The sequence below is a fragment of the Jeotgalibacillus sp. S-D1 genome (assembly GCF_004358665.1).
Classification (GTDB): Bacteria; Bacillota; Bacilli; order Bacillales; family Jeotgalibacillaceae; genus Jeotgalibacillus.
In genome coordinates, this window is sequence record NZ_SMZR01000001.1 from 820,215 (window position 1) to 840,320 (window position 20,106).

Sequence of the window (20,106 nt, forward strand, 5' to 3'; positions counted from 1 at the left end):
TTTTCTTTCATATCACTTGTTATTTAGGCGCTCGGTATCCAGCTTTTTTTGCATCTGATACCGAGCAAAACCATTCTTCCGGTATCGTCTGTTTATAATTCCTTGACGAAGCCTCGTGATATATTTTTTCACCCTTTGAATTAATATTGCCTTTAATCTCACACCCCTCCGGCTGAACGGTACTATTTGATTTATCCATAGTATTCTGATGTGAATAGCCTTTGTCCGTTACATAGTTTTCTATCGACCAGATTCCGATCTCGTTCATTTGTGCAGCGTCTTGAGTCTCTTCAAATTCATCTACATACTTGATATCAGGAGGATAAATGGATAATCGCGCCAGCCCCCTCTGAAGTAAATCTTCGTTAAAAAGCTGCTCTTCCAGCCAAATGTATGCGAGTACGCGTCCATAGCGATCACGCTCGCTTACATCAAATTCCAACTCTACTTCTTTTCCTTCCAACGTTTCTTTTGTGAATTGAGATGCTTCCGGACCAAAAGGCTGCACACCTAATTGCGGATGTTTGGTTTCCGGCGTATCAATTAAAAGCAGTCGAACCCGCTCCGTTTTACCATTTTCTAATTCCACATCAACAGTGTCGCCGTCTACTGCATTTATTACAACAGCATTTATTCTTTCTGAGTCGTTTTCAAGATTGCAGCCAGATGCTGCCTGGGATAACAGCACCACACATAATAACAATTTCTTCATTTCATTCTCCCTTTTTAGTAGATGCCTCTATTCTTCAGTAGACTGCAATTGTTGTTCGTATTGATGATAATAGTGGAGAACATCATCAACGTATTCCTCACTATGATTGTAATTATACACAGCTTTTCTTAGCTCCCCTTCGGCTGCCCCGTTTTTAGCAAGATAATTAGCAGCACTGAACACTGCGTCCTCGATATCCCATGGATCAGCTATACCGTCTCCATTGGCATCTATTCCATATCCACCATGCCGGTTAATAACGGCGGGATCAGTCATTTCATCTGATGGGATGTCCCCTTCCCCAAGTCCTTCACAGGTTGGATGACTCCACCCGACAAATGTACAAGGCATAAATTGCATATGACCTTCAGCTCCAACCGGGGATACCATTGTTTCCATTGTGGAAAAACGCGTTTCTACTCTATGATGTGCTGCAAGGAGGGTCCAGGGCACCCCGTATTCCTTTTCAGCAGTTTGATAGATTGCAATATACTCTTCTGGTATGGTCAATTCTACAGGTGCTCCTGCCTGTTCCAGCCAATCTGCAGCTTTCCCTTTCCATTCCTCATTTTGAATGACCATGTATCCACAGATAATAAAAAAGATTAAAATAATGGATATTGGGGTGAAAAAGGCAATCAAAACTGAACCCCGCTTTAGACGTTTTCTTTTTCTTCTTTTCTTATTTGACATAGTCGGTACTCCTCTTTTAAAAGCACATAAATATTACTTTACATTCTATCTACATTGTACCGAATTTCACAGGGCAATAACAGGTTAAACCTAAAGTGAACCGTCAGCTTTAAATTCTCATATGGTTTTAAGGAAGGTTCTTAGTCAATCCCGGCTTTAGCAGCTCGGGTCAGCCGCTCCCGCTCTATGGGGGTGCCGGTATAGACGTCTTGAGGTTATCAGTGCTTCTTTGTTTAATAAGAAGGCTTTATTAAACGAGGCTGTTGATTACAGCACGAAGGCGCTCAGCGACACGCGGGGCGGGAGTGAGCCTTCTTCAAAGGAATTCAGTTCAAGGTCTCACCTGCCCGCTACATCACGCGGGAGTCTCATACCTTCAACTCCAATCAACAGTGTGCAAATACTAACAATCGAGTTCAACAAAGCTAGTAAAAAAAAAGCCCTGATCTGCAATGATCAGGGCTCCTGCTTTATTTTTCATTCTTAGCTGCAGTTTTTGTATTAACCTGTTTAGGTTTCTTTTTAGCCGTCAGCATTAATCCCAGATCTTTTCTTTCCTGATTTAAGGATTTGTATGTTGATATCATCATAAGGAGCATGACAAATGAGAATGGAAATGCTGCAATGATTAAAGCATTTTGAAGTGCCTGCAGTCCGTTTGCAGATAACAAAATAACTGCAACTGTTGACTGCGCCAAGCCCCATGTCAGCTTAACATAGTTAGAAGGCGTTAAGGAGCCGTATGTTGTTTGCATACCTAAAACAAATGTTGCTGAGTCAGCGGAAGTAATAAAGAATGTACCGATTAACAAAATACCGATAACTGATAATATAGCACCGAATTGGTACTCATTAAAGACTGCAAATAATACTTCCTCAGTCAGCAATCCTGTTAGATCAATATTTCCCGCCTGCTGAACATTAATGGAACTTGAACCGAATACAGCGAACCAGAAGAAGCTGACAAGTGACGGCAGCAATAAAACACCTGCCATAAATTCACGGATTGTACGACCTCTTGAGACGCGTGCAATAAAAATACCAACAAATGGTGACCACGAAATCCACCACGCCCAGTAAAAAATAGTCCAGGCATCTATCCATGAACGATTATCCGCATCCAGCGGAGCCATCCTGAAGCTCATTTCAAGTAAATTCTGTGCATAAGATCCAAGCGTGTTGGTAAACAGGTTCAGAATTAACAGTGTTGGTCCGAGTATAAGCATAACCAGCAGCAGTACAACAGCCAATATCATATTTGTATTGGATAAATAACGGATACCCTTGCTGATGCCTGACCAGGCAGAGATCATAAATAATACAGTGACAACTGCGATGATACCGAGCTGCCAGCCAAAACTAATGTCGATGCCAAATAAGTAGGATAACCCCCCATTTATTTGAATAGCACCAAATCCAAGCGTTGTTGCAACACCGACAACAGTAGCGAATACTGCAAGGACGTCGACCATTGTCCCCCAGCCGCCTCTCATTTTTTCACCAAAAAGCGGCACAAGTGTAGCTGATATCAAGCCAGGCTCCCCTTTGCGGAACTTAAAATAAGCGAGCGCTAAAGCAACAACAGCATAAATTGCCCACGCATGAAGCCCCCAGTGGAAAAATGTGTATTGCATTGATTCCTTTAATGCCTCATCCGTTCCCGGTTCTGCCATAGGCGGGCTGTCTGCAAAATGAAGCATTGGTTCACTAGCTCCCCAAAAAACCAGACCGATTCCCATACCGGCGCTAAACAACATGGCGAACCACGATCCGGTAGAGTATTCCGGCCGTTCCTCCGGTTTTCCAAGACGAATCTGACCGATTGGTGTAATTGCTAAAACGATACAAAAAATAACCATTACTGATACAAGGATCAGGTAATACCATCCAAATGTAGAAGTTATGAATGCTTGAATATTGGAGGTAGCAGACTCAAAGCCTGATGGGGAAATAATGGCATAAATAGTTGCAAGTGCAACAATGGAAATTGTAATCCAAAAAACTCTAGATACCTGTTTCATAATATTCTCCTCTCTCTAGTCTCTAGGTACTATCTATCTTTACCCAAAAGTATGAGTAAAAAACACGATATTAACCGTAACATGATTAGAAATATAATTCAAACTTCATTCAGGTACTAACATCAAAAGACAAATTTTTAAATTTAGCAGCAGGAATTTAGAGGAATGATAGTGTTTTATCTGGTAATTTGACAAATATTGTCGCATTTTTTTGGATTTATTTCTATAAAATAGGTATTTAAAGGAAGATCATTGCTAGTACAAATTAACTAACTTAAAGTAATGGAGTAAAATACAGCAATTAAATATACTAAAAAACAATACATTATACCTACCTATTCGTTTAAGCTGTATTTTTCGAGAAATAAAACAAGGCCTCATCTACTGGAATTCAGCAGATGAAGCCTTTTATTTAATAGGTGGTCAAACCTAACAATTTTTGCAAACCATAAACTCCCCGCTGCCAAAATGTAAGTGTATCCTGGTATTTGGAAACATCCACTGTATATTCTCCGCCATCATTATTCCATAGGTCTTTAAAATAATGGTCGACTTCCGTCATAATTGCCGAGTCACCGGGACCTTGAACGACAAGATTATTTTCAAGATTATAATTCACCAGATTTCTTTTAGTGAAATTAGTCGAGCCGCTGATAATTGTTGAGGTTTCATCGGTTTTTACCAGCATCATTTTCGGATGAAATTGTTCCTCCACTACGTTATACCATCGTACTTTAACTTGATTATCAGTATCTTCAAGAAGTTCATTAACAACTGGACGGTTAGGTAGACCAGTTTTTTTGTTTCCAAATGCTGTCTCATTTGGATCAAGGATCAGCTGTATATTGACCCCCCGTGTAGCTGCTTCCTGCAGCGCATTGATTACTTCTCTTTCTGATAAGTAGAACATGGCCATCCATATTTCATCCCCCTTATCAGCAAACTGTATCGCAGCGATGATCTGCTCCCAGGTTTTACCTTCAGTTGTATACCGGGCAGTCAATTCACCTTCAGAGATTTCAGAGCCGCTGTAATCAGGCAGCTTTACATTACTGTTGGAAAAATCGATTACCGCCTGTTCTGTATTAATCATATCCTGAATGATTGGTCCTCCCACTTCAAAGGCCACATTGCTGTGAAATCCGGATTCATTATGAGCATTTCCAGAGGATATGAGCGCAGACTGATCCGTAATAAATGCTTTTCTGTGATTGGCTTTCACGTTAGCCATCATAAGATAGGAACGGACCGTCATCTTGGGTCCATCATCAACAAAAGCATTTCTCACCCAGGTTTGCCCGCTTTGACCGAACCATTGAAGCCCCATACGCCAAGCGGTTGAGAATAATGGAGTTGAATCCCTCAATGGATCCAGATCTGTCATTACCACATCAATACCGGCCTTTTCCATGGGTTTAAGCCAGTCTCCCTCGTAAGAGTAATAGCCTGTATTTACGGGGTCAGTAATAAACACAATGGGCATATCAGGATGATTAGCTTTTTTATCGATTAGCTGTTTCATCAGGTTTCCGCTAAGATCCGGATAGCCCTTGTCTTCATTCACTCTTCCATCCATTAAAAACATATCAATAATGATAAATTCTTCAGCTTCCGTAATCATTTCTTCCACTCGCGAAAAAATCTCCTGGTCATGCACCTGCTTTTCACCCTGCAAATAAGTTAAATCGCGAAAAAATTTAACATCCGAGACCTCATATTCTTTACTTTCATAGGAAACCCCATCAGGAATTGGCTTATACTGATGGTAAATTAAAATCGAAAAAAAGATAATTAAGAAAAGTAAAATGTACCATCTCTTTTTTTTCCATGGCTTATTTTTAATTAACAAATTGTTTCCTCCTGCGCAGATGCCGATTTCATTGTTTCATTTTAGTCTTTTCGACACACTTTGACAAGCAGGTAGATCATTTGAATATTGTAATTATTTCCCTAAAGTTTTAATGTCAGCCACAATTTCTTCTACTGGCACATCGGAAATACCATCATAACTTTTTACCACAGTACCTTCTGGATCAACTAAATAAAAACTTGTACCATGGATCACCTGATCTGACTGGGGATCATCCTGCACAATCGCCTGAAAGGAATCTAATGCGAAGTCCGTTATTTCTTCCTGAGAATAACCGGTCAAGAAATCCCAATTGTCTTCATTAATAGTATATGGTTCCATAAAGTCCTTTAATACTTCTGGAGAATCATTTTCCGGATCTACACTAAACGACAAAATTCTATAATCTGTAATTCCTTCCTTTTCAATGGCGCTTTGAATTTCTTTCATATTAAATGTCATAGGCGGACAGACTGTATCACAGTTTGTAAATATAAAATTCACCAAAGTGGGTGTTCCCTTTACATCGTTTAAAGAAACCTTGTCATTTTGCTGATTGGTATACGAAAAATTATTTAATTCCCTTTCCATGTTTCCTTCAAATCCATTTGCACATGCCGAAAGCATCAAAGTAACCGCAGCTGCAATGAACAGTAATACCTTTTTATTCATGTAACCCTTCCTTCCGTACTTTTCAAATCTATTCCAGTTCTTATCCATCGTACAAAAGTTTGATATCATGTACAATGGATGAACTTCATGGAAGTTGTAGATTTTGTGACAGGATTACGCTGTAAAGTAGAAGGATGACGTACTCCCTGCTTTTGTTGACTCCACTTCAAGCCTTGCATCAATTCGCTCTTTTAATTCCGGAACATGTGAAATCACTCCCACAAGACGTCCGCTGCTTTGAATATCCATTAGTGATTCAATTGCCTGATCAAGCGATTCAGGATCCAGTGTGCCAAACCCTTCATCAATAAACATTGTCTCAAGTGAAACACCGCCAGCATGAGACTGAACCACGTCAGCAAGACCCAAAGCTAAAGATAGCGAGGCCTTAAAAGCTTCTCCTCCAGATAAAGTCTTAACATGTCGTTCCTGGCCTGTATACTGATCAAATACCAGCAGTTCAAGACCTCCCTGCGCATTTCCTTTTGATTTATCTTCTTTTCTGAGAAGCTGATATCTACCGGAGGTCATTTTGCTTAGCCGTTCATTTGCAATTGTTAAAATATCCTCCAGATAAAATGCCAGAACATATCGCTCAAATGTAATTCTCAAGTGATTTTTTCCGTTGGCCATGTCCGATAAATGACCGACTAACTCATAATCCTCCTCCAGCTTTTTCGTTTCCTTAATGTTTTCCTCCATTCTTTCAAAAAGGGTTTCATGCCGTTCAATATAAGATGACACTTTTTGATATTCTGTTTCCAATTCATTAATCAATTGATCTGCTTCTTTAAGCTGATTCTCAAGAACGGCAATCTCGGGTTTGTCCTGATCTTTTAACTCCAGTGTTTTAACTTCCAGCTGCTGTTCTGTCGCATAATATTTTTTTTCAAATTCTGTGAGCTGCTGTTCAATCTCTGACAGCTGTTTGTCATTCAGCAGTGACTCAACCACCTGACTTTCGCTGGTAAACAAAGATTCTTTCATTACATTTTCCCATTTTTGGCCTGCTTCCTCTGCTCTACCTTTTTCTTTTTCACATTCTTCTATTGTTTGATGTAAGCGGTGGGTTATAGCAGATAACTGTTCTTTTAAACCGAATACTTTTTCCTCTGTTTGCGCCAATCGGTTTTCATAATGCTGTATTGAAGATGTGATCGTTTTTATTTGCTGCTGATAAAAATCCTTATCTAAATACTTTTCAGGAATATCTGTCTTAAGTCGTTTTAGTTGCCCATTCATTTCAACATATTGTTCTCTTTTCCTTTGCACACTTATCGTCATTAAACCAATTTGCTCTTCAACAGCAGCTAAATCCCGGTCAAGCTCCTCCTTTTTGGAGTTCAGCATTTGTTCTTCTGAAATGGCCTGTGTCATCTTTCCAATATTTTCTTCTATTTCCTTTATGTTTTGGCTGAGTTTATTGTGGAGGTGACTTAACTGATTCCACTTAAATGACAAATGGCCTCTTTCCAGTTCGACCGTAAGCTCCTCCTTATCCTGCATTAGTTCACTGAGTCTTTCATTTTTTTGTTTCAGCTCAAGTAATAGCCGGTCTCGCTCCAAGACGGCTGTTTGAAGATCTTGCGCACCTTTTGCTGCTTCATCTTCAGAAACAGAATGAACCTCCTCCCTTATTGGATTTGGATGATCAGTTGAACCGCACACTGCGCAAGGTTCACCAGGCTTAAGATTATGTGAAAGATAGAGTGCCTGTGAGGCCATATACTGCTGATCAAGCCTTTTTTTCGTTTCGGTGGCCTGATCCACTTTTGATTCCAACTGCTGTTGATGCTTCTCAATCTGAACCAGGTTTTCTTTCTGTGAAAAAATTTGCTGGTCGAGTCTAACTGCGCGATTGATTGTTTGCAAACGGTATCGGCTTGATTCAACTAGCTGCTTTTGTTCAGATAATTTAACTTTTGCATCCTGGAGCGCAGCTGTCTTTTGGCCGATATCCGACAGTTTTTTTAGGAGCTTTTCTTTATTTTCTTCAAATTCATTAAGTGATTTTTTTTCTTTAATTCCTTCGCTCTGAATTGAAGACAGCCATTTCTCAATTTCCGTTTTTTCTGTGATTTTTTTCTCGAGAACAGACATTTCCCTCAGTTCCTGCTTTTGGGCCTCATATTCCTCCTTTGCGTTTTTAAGCTCCTGTAATTCATTCATTCCTTTTTCGAGATTTTCCTGTGCAATAACTTTTGTGTTTTTAAATGATTCTATATCTGACTCTCTTTTGTTGACCAATTGTTTTCTTTCGTCAAAATCAATTTTAGCCGGCCATATTTTTTCCGCCTTTTTTGCCCGTTCTTTTTTGTTTTTCAATTGGGATACTTTATCCAGCTGGCTTGTTAAATAGTTATACGTCTCCTTTAATTCTTCAAGCTGCTTAAAGGCTTTATGGATATATGATGCGCGTTCGATTTCCTGTATAAGCCGGTCTTTTTTGGACCTGTTGATCAATAGATTATTTTCTATTTTTGATTTTTCATTACTCTGAGTTGCTACTAAGTTTTTAGCTAGCGATATCAGTTTATTTTCCTGCAATGTTTCTTCCAACAGAAGATCTTGCAGCTCTTTTTCGTCAAGTGGTTCAATAGACCCAATCCACTTATACCTCTCTTGTCTTGCATGAATGACATTGTTTCGCAATGACACAGCTTCATCCTTCAGCTGTTCCTGGAATTTTGTGTAAATATCTGTATGGAATAGTTTTTGAAGAATCTGTTCTTTATCTTTGCTGTCAGAAGTAAGCAGTTTTCTAAATTCACCTTGCGGAATCATTAAGATTTGTTTAAATTGATGAAAATCCAACTGCATGATTTCACGAATTTTTTCTTCAACCTCTCTCACATTTCCCGCTAGTAATTGTTCTTTCCCGTCAATAACAGCATAAAGCTCTGCTTTTGTATTAATAGTGGTATAACCGTCTCCACGGGCTTTTCTCTTTTCCTGCTGCGGTGAACGGATAATTTTATAGATGCTGTTTTTTAAACTGAATTCAAGTGACACCTCTGTTGGAAGGAAAGGATCGGCAAACTGGCTTCTTAAGTCGGTGCCAGTTCGCTCTTCTCCACTTGTTTTGCCGTATATAGCAAATGCAATGCCATCAAAAATAGTTGTTTTGCCTGAACCGGTTTTACCGGATATAACAAACATTGTCCGATTCTCAAGCTGTCTGAAATCTATCGTTTCAACCTTTGCGTACGGCCCAAAGGCCTGCATTTTCAATTCGATCGGCTTCATAATTAATCTACCTTTCCTTTAATATGATGAATGGTTGACATAATTTTTTGCTCTTTTTCATCTGACCAATTTGTTGTCGTTACCTGTTCGTAAAATCGTTTAAACAAATCAATATCTGAGTTGTTTTTTGATATCACAGTGGATGATTTAATTTTTCTTTTTTGATCACGCTGTGCAGATTTTCGCTCCAAATGAAGGATATTAGGATATACCTGTCTAAGCTGATTCATTGGATCGATAAGTGCGCCATCATCAAGCAAGGTGATTTTCAGATAGTCGTCCAGCTTTTGCAAATCATAAAATGCTGGATCCATCAGCTCGTCAAGATACCCTTCGATTTCTCTCATATCACGCTTTGCTTTTAACGGCTCCTCTCTGACACTGGCGAAACCTTGTTGATTAATCTCTACAATTTTAACCACTTTGCGCTGCTTCGCTTCTGAAAAAGAATACTTCATAAGTGAGCCAGAATAATGAATTGTGTCATGCCTAATTGCATCTGGACTGTGTAAATGACCTAGGGCAGTATAATTAAATGGGGTAAAAAGTTCCCCTCCTACACAGCCTGATCCTCCAACAGACAGTGTTCGTTCAGAGTCTGTGGTTTTTCCTCCCAATACAAAAGCATGTCCCACAAAAACATTGGGTACAGACGTATCCATTTCATTGGTTATGTGCTCGATTAACACCTTCATCGCTTCATGGTGAGAAGTAATAGTGCTGCCATTAAAAATTTCACGGATAGGTCCTGGTTCAGAAAATGGCACTGTATGAAAGTGCACCCCTTTAATTTCGATGATGTCCTTAGCCGGCTGCCATCTGCCCTTCATAAATAAATTGGACCGCTGATACCATGACGAACCAAAAGCCAGCCGGTCAGCACTGTCATGGTTGCCTGATATCGCAATGATTGGTGTATTAAGCTCGGTATTTATTTTGTGAAGAGTATCATTTAATAAATTTACAGCCTCGGTGGGCGGAACTGAACGGTCATATAAGTCACCTGCGATAATCAATGCATCAGGTTTTTCCTTTTTTATGATCTCAATCAATTCCTGAAGCACCTCTCGCTGGTCTTCTGTCATGTAAACACCGTGTACAAGTTTCCCAAGATGCCAGTCGGCAGTATGTATGAACTTCATTTGTTTATTCCTCATTTCTCAAGATTCATTGTTGATAGTATATCAAATGTTTACATTATCTTTCTCTTAAACACCTTAACTGCCTTATTGCCAGAAGCTCGATTCTGAATGAAGAAGGAATTATTGTTTTTAATGATTTTTTATCATGATATCCGTATAAAAATTCATACTTTAGGCGGATGTATTATTTTTAATTTTCAGATAACATTGAGATACATTGAAAGGAGGGACGCTGTATGCGTAAAATTGAAGATGGATTTATTGATGAATTGGAACAAAAAGCAGATGATTATGTGACTGTGACGGCGGACGACTTAAACTTCTATAACATTCGTCGCGAGAATTTACACCAGCTCGTTTCCCTCGGGTATAAAAAAATTGAGTAATTACGGCCTTCGGATGATAAATGGATGAAAAGGACCAGCATAAAATTGTTTGGTCCTTTTTTAGTGGAAAAACAAGTCGGTTTTGTGTCTCATCCATCAACATCTTGCCGATTGCCAGCGCCTCCTATATAATAGAAGCAACAATAAGGTAAACGTTGAGGTGAATACCATGCTTGATGGCTGGTTTTTATGGTTTATTCTGTTTTGGATTGTAGTGCTTATCTCTTTATTTGCTATTGGCGGATTTTTTATGTTTCGCAAATTTCTTAAGCGCATGCCTAAACAGGATGGAAAGTCTGATTTAGACTGGGAAGAACATTATGTCAAAGAAACGGTCCACTTATGGGATAAAAAAGAACTTTTACTCCTTGAAGACCTCGTCAGTCCCGTCCCTGAATTATTCAGAGATGTTGCTAAACAAAAAATAGCCGGTAAGATCGGCGAACTTGCTGTAAGAGAAAAAGCCGAAACAATCGATTTGGATTTAGTTATCAGGGGCTATATTGTCGCTACCCCCAAACGCGATCACAAGTTTTTAAGAAAAAAAATGAGCGATTTGAATATTGACCTTCAGCCATACGAGGACTTATTCGCATAAAAAAACAATCCCCTTAATTGGAGATTGTTTTTTTATGCGAATTGTGAAGCTGCCTTTCCCCTGACACTGACAAGCTTACGATACTGCAAATACATTGAGATTCTCCATGGAACAATCATACCAAAAGCCAGTATCCAAAACATACCGCTTAATGCTCCGACATCGATCGTAGAGCTGAGAACCAGCTTCATAATAATTCGAATAACCAGAAGTCCAATCAGGATAAAAGGAAAAGCTTTTGAAGGCTTCATGAATATTCCTTCTTCACGTTCTTCGAAATTAGACGTTTTTATTAACACAATAGAAAAAATCATTCCTACCAGTAAAGCTTCTGTTAATTCGAGCGGCGTTACACGGAAAAAAGGAAAAATGAACATTAATGCCCCAGTACTCATAAACAAAGGGGGCAAAATTATTTTTTTTGCTGAAACAGGCCGTCTAGCCGCCTTCATTCGTATCATTAAAACAACTGAACCCATAATGACCGCAGCAATGGTTGACCAGATGACTGGCATGTAAACTCCACCTCTATATCTTAATAAAGCTATTATATATAAAATTGTCCACTTTGTAAAAACAGAATTTACGGTTTCCATTACAAAGAAAAACCGGTTCAATAGAGAACCGGTTTTTTACTCATGCGTTCAAAAACCTTGAAAATCTCCAAATATCGGACTTAATAATCGAATGATATGGAATAATCCGTCGAAAAATAAAAGAATTCCCATGGCGATCATAATCCATCCACCTGTTTTCATAATCTTTCTGCTGTTCCGTTTTACCCAATTTAAGCGCCCGAGGAAAAAAGATAATACAAAGAACGGGATCGCAAAACCTAAAAAATAAGACAGCATATAAATCATTCCGGAGCCCGGATTACTGGCTGTTAAGGCAATGACCGCACCTAATATCGGTCCCATGCAGGGTGTCCAGCCAGCAGCAAAAGCCAAGCCAATTAACGATGATCCAAGGTATCCTGAAGGCCGGCTCTTAAATTCATACCTGCGCTCTTTCATCATAAATTCAGGTGAAAAGATTCCAACGGTCATCAGACCGAATATAACAATTAAGATTGCTCCAAGCTGCCTGATCGGATCCTTGTAGGTAACATAAAATTCGCCAACCCAGGTAGTTGCAAAGCCAAGCGCTATAAAAATTAACGAGAAACCTAAAAGAAAAAACATCGTATGGAGAAGGCTTTGCTTTTGCATCATGCCATTTTCCCTGGACAAATCTTTTACCGACATGCCTGTTATGTAGGATAAGAAAGCTGGGTATAATGGTAAAACACATGGAGAAATAAAACTTAAAAACCCAGCAGCAAAAGCTAAAAAGATATTTATATCGGTCAAGATTATTCCTCCTAAAAAATTTTCTTTCCAATGTAACTGTACGCTATTCCTATTTTATCAGACATTGCCCCTGATTAGCACTAGACCACTTCAGAACATTTTGTGACAGTCAGTTTTCCAATTACTTACTTCCATAAATGGAAATTGTCATAATCGAAAAAAATTTCTCATCTGCGCAATTTTGTTTTGAAATCTACCAGATTCTTTTGTATACTAGACTACAAGTTACAGGAATGACAAAAACTGTATGAGTGATTGAACAGTTAATTACTCATCGAAAGGACAACCTATATGGCTGACCAGTACCGACTGCTCAATCAAATTGAAAAGAAAAGACAAGTACTGATCTATGTAGTGGCCAAAGAAGGTCTCACTTCACCTTTAGCAGTTCAATATTCTCAGGAATTAGATGATTTGCTTAATCGTTATGATCGTTTATTTACTAATAATACAACTGCTCCGACTTCTTTTATTCAAGCGTAATCGGTGTAATTATACAATTCGACGCTCAAGAAGATCAACTGAACAATAAAAAGGACCGGCAATTTTGCCGGTCCTTTTGAATTTCCAGGTGTATATTTTATGTTGGTTAACTGATTTCCTGCTCATCGGGTATCCCATTTTGCAGCAAGTACATTTTATGATACAGTCCTCTTAGTTTCAGTAACTCCTGGTGATTTCCCCTTTCCACAATCTCTCCTTGATGAAGAACCAATATTTGCTCTGCATCCTGGATGGTGGATAATCGGTGGGCGATGGCAATCGTTGTTCTTCCTTTACGCATACGATCCAGTGCCACTTGAATTGCTTCTTCAGTTTCTGTATCAATGTTCGCTGTCGCTTCGTCTAATATCAGCATTTTTGGATTAGCTGCAATTGTTCGGGCAAATGCGATCAGCTGCCTTTGACCGCTAGAAAATGTAGCCCCTCTTTCCACTACCCGATGCTCATACTGATCAGGCAGCTTTTCAATAAAGCTGTGGGCCTGTACAAATTGAGCTGCTGATTTTACATCCTCAGTTGATATCGTCTCATCATATAATTTTATATTGCTTTCTACAGTTCCATAGAATAAAAATGGATCCTGTAATACCAGCCCGATTTTCTCGCGCAGTACATCTTTGTGATAATTCTTTATTGAAGCTCCGTCGATTAATATCTCTCCATGTTTAAACTCATAAAACCGCATGAGCAAATTTATAATAGAGCTTTTTCCGCTCCCTGTATGCCCCACCAAAGCAACTGTCTCCCCCGGTTTGGCTTTAAAGGATATATTTTTTAACACATCCTGTTTACCGTCATACGAGAAGGTGACCTGTTTAAACTCGATTTCACCTGCTGCAATGCTCCGGTTTGATGTTTCCAGTTGGTTTGGCGCAGTCTCTTTTTCATCCAATAGTTTAAATACTCTCGATGCCGCCACAATGGCCTGCTGAAAAATAGACAGACGCTGCATCACCTGGTTGATTGGCTCAAAAAAACGATCAAGATAACTGATAAATGCATACAGCACCCCAATTTCTATTCCTCCTGCTGCATTAAAAGAGGTGATACCGAAAAAGCTTAACACGATCAATAAAGCCAAAGCATACACAAGATCGATTGCAGGGCGAAGCAGCAGTCCGTCAATTTTAATATTCTTCATCCCTGCATTAAAATGAAGCTGGTTTGTAATACCAAACTCCTGCTGCATTCTTTTTTCCTGGCGAAAAGCCTGGATCATGGTCATCCCGGAGATCGATTCAGCAAGCCTGGCATTTAATTGGCTTAGCCGCTCACGTAAATCCTGATAAAATACTGAACTGTATTTTCGGTAGGTTTTCATTATAATAAAAATAATAGGCAGTATCACAAGACAAAATAAAGCCAGTCGTACATTTAAGATAAACATGGCAGCAAAGATCCCAACCACCAACACTGTACTTTGAATGAATCCGACAAGTACACTGACAAACATTTCTTTAATCGCTTCTGTATCATTTGTCACTCTTGATACAATCGATCCGGCAGGTGTATGATCGAAATAACGCATCCCCAGTGTCTGCACCCGTGAGAAAACATCCACACGCAGCTGCTGAATTATTTTTAGCGCGATTTCCTGAAATTTCATTAATTGAAAATAAGTGATGAAAATATTTCCAATTTGAATCGTTATGTAAGCTGCTGCCAGTGTCATTAATGGTTCAAATGGAAAGGACCGGGGAGTTAAAAAATCATCGATAAACACTTTAATTAAAATTGGTCCGATAACATCCCCAATCGTCATAAGCAGCAATAAACAAAAAGCAATTAGGATGGATTTCTTAAATGGTGCCGTATACCTGAGCAGCCGGATAAGAACATTCCACTGATCGCGGCCAGTGAGGACGGGCTGTTTTTCTTCGTTCATTCTGCATGTCCCCCCTGCTCTACTAAGTCTTCAAGCTGCTGACGAATATACATGCTGTAATACCAGCCCTGTTTTTCCATCAGCTGCTCATGCGTTCCCTTTTCTACTAACTTTCCTTTATCTAAAACTATGATCTGCTCTGCATGCTGTACAGCACTTAAACGATGGGAAGTAATAAGGGTTGTTTTCCCTTGCCGGGTTTCTTTTAATGAAGCCAGAATAGCTTCTTCCGTTTTTGCATCTACCGCTGATAATGAATCATCCAGCAGTAAAACTTCCGGATTCATTAAGAGGGCTCTTGCTATGGATATCCGCTGCTTCTGTCCCCCTGAAAGGGATACCCCTCTTTCTCCAACCACAGTATCATAGCCGTATGTGAAGCCGAGAATATCGGGATGAACATGTGCCAGCGCCGATGCTTTCTCTACTTCTTCGAGTGAAATAACAGGATTCGTAAACGCGATATTTTCACGGATGCTCGCTGAAAATAAAAAATGGTCTTGAGGAACATAACCGATAGCTGACCGCAGTGCTTTTAAAGAATAATTTTCAATCGGAATGGAATCAATTTTAATTGATCCGGAATAGCCGTCAAACTCTCTCATTAATAGTTTTAATAGCGTGGTCTTACCTGAACCCGTGCGCCCCACAATACCAAGCGTCTCCCCTCTGGCAACCGTAAAGTCAACCTGATTTAATTCGAAGGCATTATCTCCTGGAAATGAAAATTCCTCAATGCTCAGCTGTATATCTCCTTGAGGGGATGTTCTAACCGCATCTTCTTTTTCAAGAATATCTACCGGGTGGTTCATTAATTGTTCCACACGCTCATAGGACGCCCGACCCCGCTCAACGATATTAAACAGCCAGCCAAACGCAAGCATTGGCCACACCAATAGACCTAAGTAAGTTGTAAAAGAGATTAATTGGCCAATTGACAGTTCCCCTGCCACTACCATTTGTCCGCCAAAAAATAGCGAAAGAAAATAAGAAGCTCCAACAACCAGCGAAATGGTTGGATCAAAAAGTGAATCCACACGCGCCACAGATATGTTTTTTTCTACAACGTCACTGGACAGCTGACGGAAGGATTCGACGTCTTCCTTTTCCTGACCAAATGTTTTAATCACCTTTACTCCCGAAATACTTTCCTGCGTTTTATCATTTAAATCAGAAAACGCCTCCTGTGCTCTCCGAAAGCGTTTATGTAAAAGAGTTCCATAGTAATTTGTCATAATTGCCATGAACGGCATTGGAATAAGTGCGATTAATGTAAGTTTCCAATCGATTGTAATCGCCATCGCTGCCACAACAAATAATCCTGTTGCAAGTGAATCCACAAGCGTTAAAACCCCTGCACCAGCTGTTTGTTGTATAGCCGATAAGTCATTTGTGGCGTGGGCCATCAGGTCCCCTACCCGTCTTTTTTGATAAAATTGTGCCGACATATGGGTAAAGTGTTTGTAAAGGTCTGCTCTCAGCTGTCTGGCTAATTTTACAGCAGAACCAAAAATCATAATCCTCCAGATATATCTTAAGATATACATAGCGATTGCCGAGATCAAAAGAATGGCCATCCACTTTACAAGTTCCGATGCAGTAAGCGTATTCGTATCGATGGCATCTACGACTATCCCGATCAATCTGGGCGGTACCAGCTGCAGCATCGCCACAATCAAAAGCAAGCCAACTCCAGTCAGATAAGCTTTTTTTTCCTGCTTAAAAAACCACATCAAATACATAAACACTCTCATGGCGTCACCTTTCTTTCTGTGATAAAAGTTACCGAAAACCTATTACAACCCCCATATTGTACCAAATTATAATATAAGAGAGAAGGCTTATTTTTCCTTATTTTGCATAGATAATCTCTTACCTAATAAATCTTTTTTACCAGAAAACAAAAAACCACTTTTTTAATGGTCTCCCATAAAAAAGTGGTTTTATATCGTTCGATGAAAGATAAACCAGAAAAATAAAAGTCTTTTCACTTTTAATTTTCCAGTATTTTATCTGCAATCACTTAAACTTCAGCATTTTAATGCCTATTATTTAGTTTGCTGTTTATTCATCGCACTCATCATTTGGTTAATTTTCTTTTGGGATGGTTTCATTCCCATCTGCATCATCATCATTCGAAGCATTTGCTCATTGATCGGTGGATTTTTCTTAAGATACGTCATCATGTATTTACGGGCGATGAAGAATCCAAGCGCAACACCTGCTAGCAAAGCTACGACTATCAGTACAATCGCAAGCCATAATTCCATCTTTCTTTCCTCCTATCATTTCTCTCTATAAAAGTGTACAAGAACACTTCATATTATACAATGATTTATTTCTAATTGCTCTCATGATTTAGTGACTTGTCCACTTTTGTCCAAATCCATTTGAAAGACAATCATATCTAACCCTATTATACCATTCTCGATGACTGACGGGTTATATCCGGCAAAGAAATCTCTTTTTATCTCTTTCATTCTAAATCCGCATTTCTGATAAAAGATGATATTTCCAATACTGCAGTTGGCAGTGCCCACCCTGACAGTTTTATAAGAGGAGCTTTTTGCAAGGTCAACAACTAACTGAAGGACCACCTTTCCGATCCCCTTTGCTCTGAAGGCTTCTTCAAGAGCGATATTTTTAATCTCAAGATCAGAATTGGCTCCCGACTGAAGGAGGACAACACCTACTGAGGCATTATTCCAATGAATTGAATACAATGTCCCATTATACAGATAAGATTGGATTGCCTGTTCATCGTCATCGGCAAGTTTTAATAAATGAATGAAACTCAAGTAGTTTTCACGCTTAATCAATTGAAGCTCAACCATTCGTTTTTACTCCTTTGCCATCATATAAAAAGCTGAAGACGATTGCCTTCAGCTTTTTATACTTGCTATCCTAAGAGTGTTTTAACGCGTGCAACAACATTTTCTACACTGAATCCATACTCTTTTAAGACTGTTCCACCTGGAGCGGAAGCACCAAAGGTTGTGATACCCAGCACATCGCCTTCATCTCCAGTATATCTTTCCCAGCCAAGCGGAGCTGCCATTTCGATTCCCAGTCTCTTTTTAACCGTTTTTGGTAAAACGGATTCTTTATATTCTTTCGACTGCTTTTCAAATCGGTCCCAAGAAGGCATAGATACAACCGCTACATCAATATTTTCTTTTTGCAATGCCTGTTGTGCTTCATATGCAAGACTTACTTCTGAACCGGTAGCTAATATTAATGCGTCAGCTGTTTCCTTTTGAGCAGGTGACACAATATAAGCGCCTTTTTTAACACCTTCATAAGCATTCTTGTCTGTTCCAGGAAGGGTAGGCAAATTTTGACGGGTTAGAACTAAAGCTGTCGGATGGTCCGTTGCTTCAATAGATAATCGCCATGCTGCAGCTGTTTCGTTGCCATCCGCCGGACGTACAACGGACAGGTTCGGCATTGCACGAAGCGATGGCAGCTGTTCAATTGGTTCATGAGTTGGTCCGTCTTCCCCTACAGCAATACTGTCATGAGTAAACACATACGTTACCGGCACTCCCATCAATGCTGATAAACGTACAGCAGGACGCACATAATCACTGAATACAAAGAATGTACCGCCATATACGTGTAAACCGCCATGCAACGCCATGCCATTGAGGGCTGCGCCCATTGCAAATTCACGTACCCCAAACCAGATGTTACGGCCTTCCGGTGTTTCAGGAGTAAAATCCTTTTCTTCTTTCATCATGGTATTATTTGAACCGGCTAAATCAGCAGAACCGCCAAATAATGTCGGCAGTGATTTTGCAAGAGCATTTACGGCTTCACCCGAAGAAGCGCGGCTTGCAAGACTTTTTCCTTCCTCAAATACAGGTAAAGTTGACTCCCAATCAGAAGGCAATGTACCCTCAATAGCATCTGTCAGTTCCTGTGCAAGCTCAGGATAAGCATCCTTATAAGAAGAGAAACGGTTATTCCAATCATTTTCTTCTTTAGCACCGTTTTTAACTACGAGTTCCTCAAAGCGTTCATACACTTCGGTCGGAACATGGAATGCATCTTCATACATCCACTCGTAAGCCTTTTTAACTAGCGTAGTCTCATCTGCTCCAAGCGGTGCACCGTGAACTTTTGATGATCCTGCCCGATTTGGAGAACCAAAACCAATGACTGTTTTAATTTCAATCATTGTAGGACGCGTAGTATCAGCTTTTGCTTTTTCAATCGCATCAGCCACTTCACCAATGTCATTGCCGTCATTTACACGGATGTATTGCCAGTTGTATGACTCAAAACGCTTTTGAACGCTCTCTGAAAATGAGCGGTCAAGATCGCCATCAAGGGAGATATCATTTGAATCATAAAGCACAATAAGCTTGTCCAGTTTCAAATGGCCTGCAAGCGAAGCTGACTCAGATGAAATACCCTCCATTAAATCTCCATCACCACATAGAGTATATGTATAGTGATCAACGATGTTATGGTCCTCACGATTAAATTTAGCTGAAAGATGTCTTTCTGCCATCGCCATTCCGACAGCCATTCCTAACCCTTGGCCAAGCGGGCCAGTTGTTGCCTCTACACCTTTAGTATGCTTGTATTCTGGGTGTCCTGGTGTTTTCGATCCCCACTGACGGAAGTTTTTAATTTCTTCCATAGGAAGATCATAACCGGAAAGATGCAGCAGGCTATATAGAAGCATTGATCCATGACCAGCTGAAAGAACAAAGCGATCACGGTTAAACCAATCTGGGTTTTTAGGGTTATGGTTCATGAAACGGGTCCAAAGCGTATAAGCAAAGGGTGCCGCTCCCATCGGTAAACCAGGGTGACCGGAATTCGCCTGGTCAATCGCATCAATTGAAAGAGTACGTATTGCATTAATTGCTAAATCATCAGTTTTTGTAAACATCGTAACATCCTCTCTATCTTCTTCAATATGTACTCTATTGTACGCAAAATCAGTTAGATGTACAAACATCTCGGTTAAAATTTTCTTTTATCAGAAGACAATAAGGATGGCAGACCCCGTTTTATAACCAGCACTTGGGGAGA

The 20,106-nt window shown here is 39.8% G+C and carries 17 protein-coding genes; 3 read left to right on the plus strand and 14 right to left on the minus strand.

What is annotated here, in order from left to right; genetic code table 11:
- Nucleotides 1-19 precede the first annotated feature (19 nt).
- The 7 genes from E2R51_RS04235 to E2R51_RS04265 form a co-directional block, all read right to left on the minus strand.
- Complete coding sequence (locus E2R51_RS04235) at nt 20-712, minus strand: thermonuclease family protein (protein ID WP_133375774.1); 693 nt, start codon at nt 710-712, stop codon at nt 20-22.
- Nucleotides 713-739: 27 nt separating this feature from the next.
- Nucleotides 740-1,405, minus strand: a complete 666-nt coding sequence (locus E2R51_RS04240; protein WP_133375775.1) for a lytic transglycosylase domain-containing protein — start codon at nt 1,403-1,405, stop codon at nt 740-742.
- A 470-nt stretch (nt 1,406-1,875) separates the two neighbouring features.
- Nucleotides 1,876-3,426, minus strand: coding sequence for a glycine betaine uptake BCCT transporter (locus E2R51_RS04245; protein ID WP_133375776.1), 1,551 nt, complete (start codon nt 3,424-3,426; stop codon nt 1,876-1,878).
- A gap of 412 nt (nt 3,427-3,838) precedes the next feature.
- On the minus strand, nt 3,839-5,275 hold the full coding sequence (locus E2R51_RS04250; protein ID WP_133375777.1) for a phospholipase D family protein: 1,437 nt from the start codon (nt 5,273-5,275) through the stop codon (nt 3,839-3,841).
- A gap of 93 nt (nt 5,276-5,368) precedes the next feature.
- Complete coding sequence (locus E2R51_RS04255) at nt 5,369-5,947, minus strand: SCO family protein (RefSeq protein WP_133375778.1); 579 nt, start codon at nt 5,945-5,947, stop codon at nt 5,369-5,371.
- 114 nt (nt 5,948-6,061) lie between these two features.
- The gene (locus E2R51_RS04260; RefSeq protein ID WP_133375779.1) at nt 6,062-9,193 is read right to left on the minus strand and encodes an AAA family ATPase; all 3,132 of its coding nucleotides are present in this window, start codon (nt 9,191-9,193) and stop codon (nt 6,062-6,064) included.
- A 2-nt stretch (nt 9,194-9,195) separates the two neighbouring features.
- Nucleotides 9,196-10,335 carry an exonuclease SbcCD subunit D gene (locus E2R51_RS04265; protein ID WP_133375780.1) on the minus strand — a complete coding sequence of 380 codons (1,140 nt, stop codon included), beginning with the start codon at nt 10,333-10,335 and terminating at the stop codon, nt 9,196-9,198.
- A gap of 236 nt (nt 10,336-10,571) precedes the next feature.
- Here E2R51_RS04265 and E2R51_RS19735 point away from each other — a divergent pair, with 236 nt between their 5' ends.
- Nucleotides 10,572-10,721, plus strand: coding sequence for a hypothetical protein (locus tag E2R51_RS19735; protein ID WP_165967137.1), 150 nt, complete (start codon nt 10,572-10,574; stop codon nt 10,719-10,721).
- Nucleotides 10,722-10,890: 169 nt separating this feature from the next.
- Nucleotides 10,891-11,319: a DUF2621 family protein gene (locus E2R51_RS04270; RefSeq protein WP_133376325.1), complete on the plus strand. Its 429-nt coding sequence runs from the start codon at nt 10,891-10,893 to the stop codon at nt 11,317-11,319.
- A 32-nt stretch (nt 11,320-11,351) separates the two neighbouring features.
- Here the strand turns inward: E2R51_RS04270 and E2R51_RS04275 are convergent, their stop codons facing one another.
- Both E2R51_RS04275 and E2R51_RS04280 read right to left on the minus strand, forming a co-directional pair.
- Nucleotides 11,352-11,834, minus strand: coding sequence for a CcdC family protein (locus tag E2R51_RS04275; RefSeq protein ID WP_133375781.1), 483 nt, complete (start codon nt 11,832-11,834; stop codon nt 11,352-11,354).
- A gap of 129 nt (nt 11,835-11,963) precedes the next feature.
- Nucleotides 11,964-12,671: a cytochrome c biogenesis CcdA family protein gene (locus E2R51_RS04280; RefSeq protein WP_133375782.1), complete on the minus strand. Its 708-nt coding sequence runs from the start codon at nt 12,669-12,671 to the stop codon at nt 11,964-11,966.
- 291 nt (nt 12,672-12,962) lie between these two features.
- On the opposite strand from E2R51_RS04280, the gene E2R51_RS04285 reads away from it, so the two are divergent.
- Entirely contained in the window at nt 12,963-13,154 is a 192-nt protein-coding gene (locus E2R51_RS04285; protein ID WP_133375783.1) for an aspartyl-phosphate phosphatase Spo0E family protein, read from the plus strand.
- 106 nt (nt 13,155-13,260) lie between these two features.
- Here E2R51_RS04285 and E2R51_RS04290 read toward each other — a convergent pair whose 3' ends face one another.
- The 5 genes from E2R51_RS04290 to tkt all read right to left on the minus strand — a co-directional run bounded on the left by E2R51_RS04290 (nt 13,261) and on the right by tkt (nt 19,963).
- A complete protein-coding gene (locus tag E2R51_RS04290) occupies nt 13,261-15,060 on the minus strand; it encodes an ABC transporter ATP-binding protein (protein ID WP_133375784.1) in 1,800 nt (599 codons plus the stop codon).
- Nucleotides 15,057-16,814: an ABC transporter transmembrane domain-containing protein gene (locus E2R51_RS04295; protein WP_133375785.1), complete on the minus strand. Its 1,758-nt coding sequence runs from the start codon at nt 16,812-16,814 to the stop codon at nt 15,057-15,059. The genes E2R51_RS04290 and E2R51_RS04295 overlap by 4 nt, the downstream gene beginning before the upstream one ends.
- Nucleotides 16,815-17,108: 294 nt before the next feature.
- On the minus strand, nt 17,109-17,330 hold the full coding sequence (locus tag E2R51_RS04300) for a YneF family protein (RefSeq protein ID WP_133375786.1): 222 nt from the start codon (nt 17,328-17,330) through the stop codon (nt 17,109-17,111).
- A gap of 81 nt (nt 17,331-17,411) precedes the next feature.
- On the minus strand, nt 17,412-17,894 hold the full coding sequence (locus E2R51_RS04305) for a GNAT family N-acetyltransferase (protein ID WP_133375787.1): 483 nt from the start codon (nt 17,892-17,894) through the stop codon (nt 17,412-17,414).
- Nucleotides 17,895-17,959: 65 nt separating this feature from the next.
- Entirely contained in the window at nt 17,960-19,963 is a 2,004-nt protein-coding gene (gene tkt, locus E2R51_RS04310) for a transketolase (RefSeq protein WP_133375788.1), read from the minus strand.
- Between the last annotated feature and the right edge of the window lie 143 nt (nt 19,964-20,106).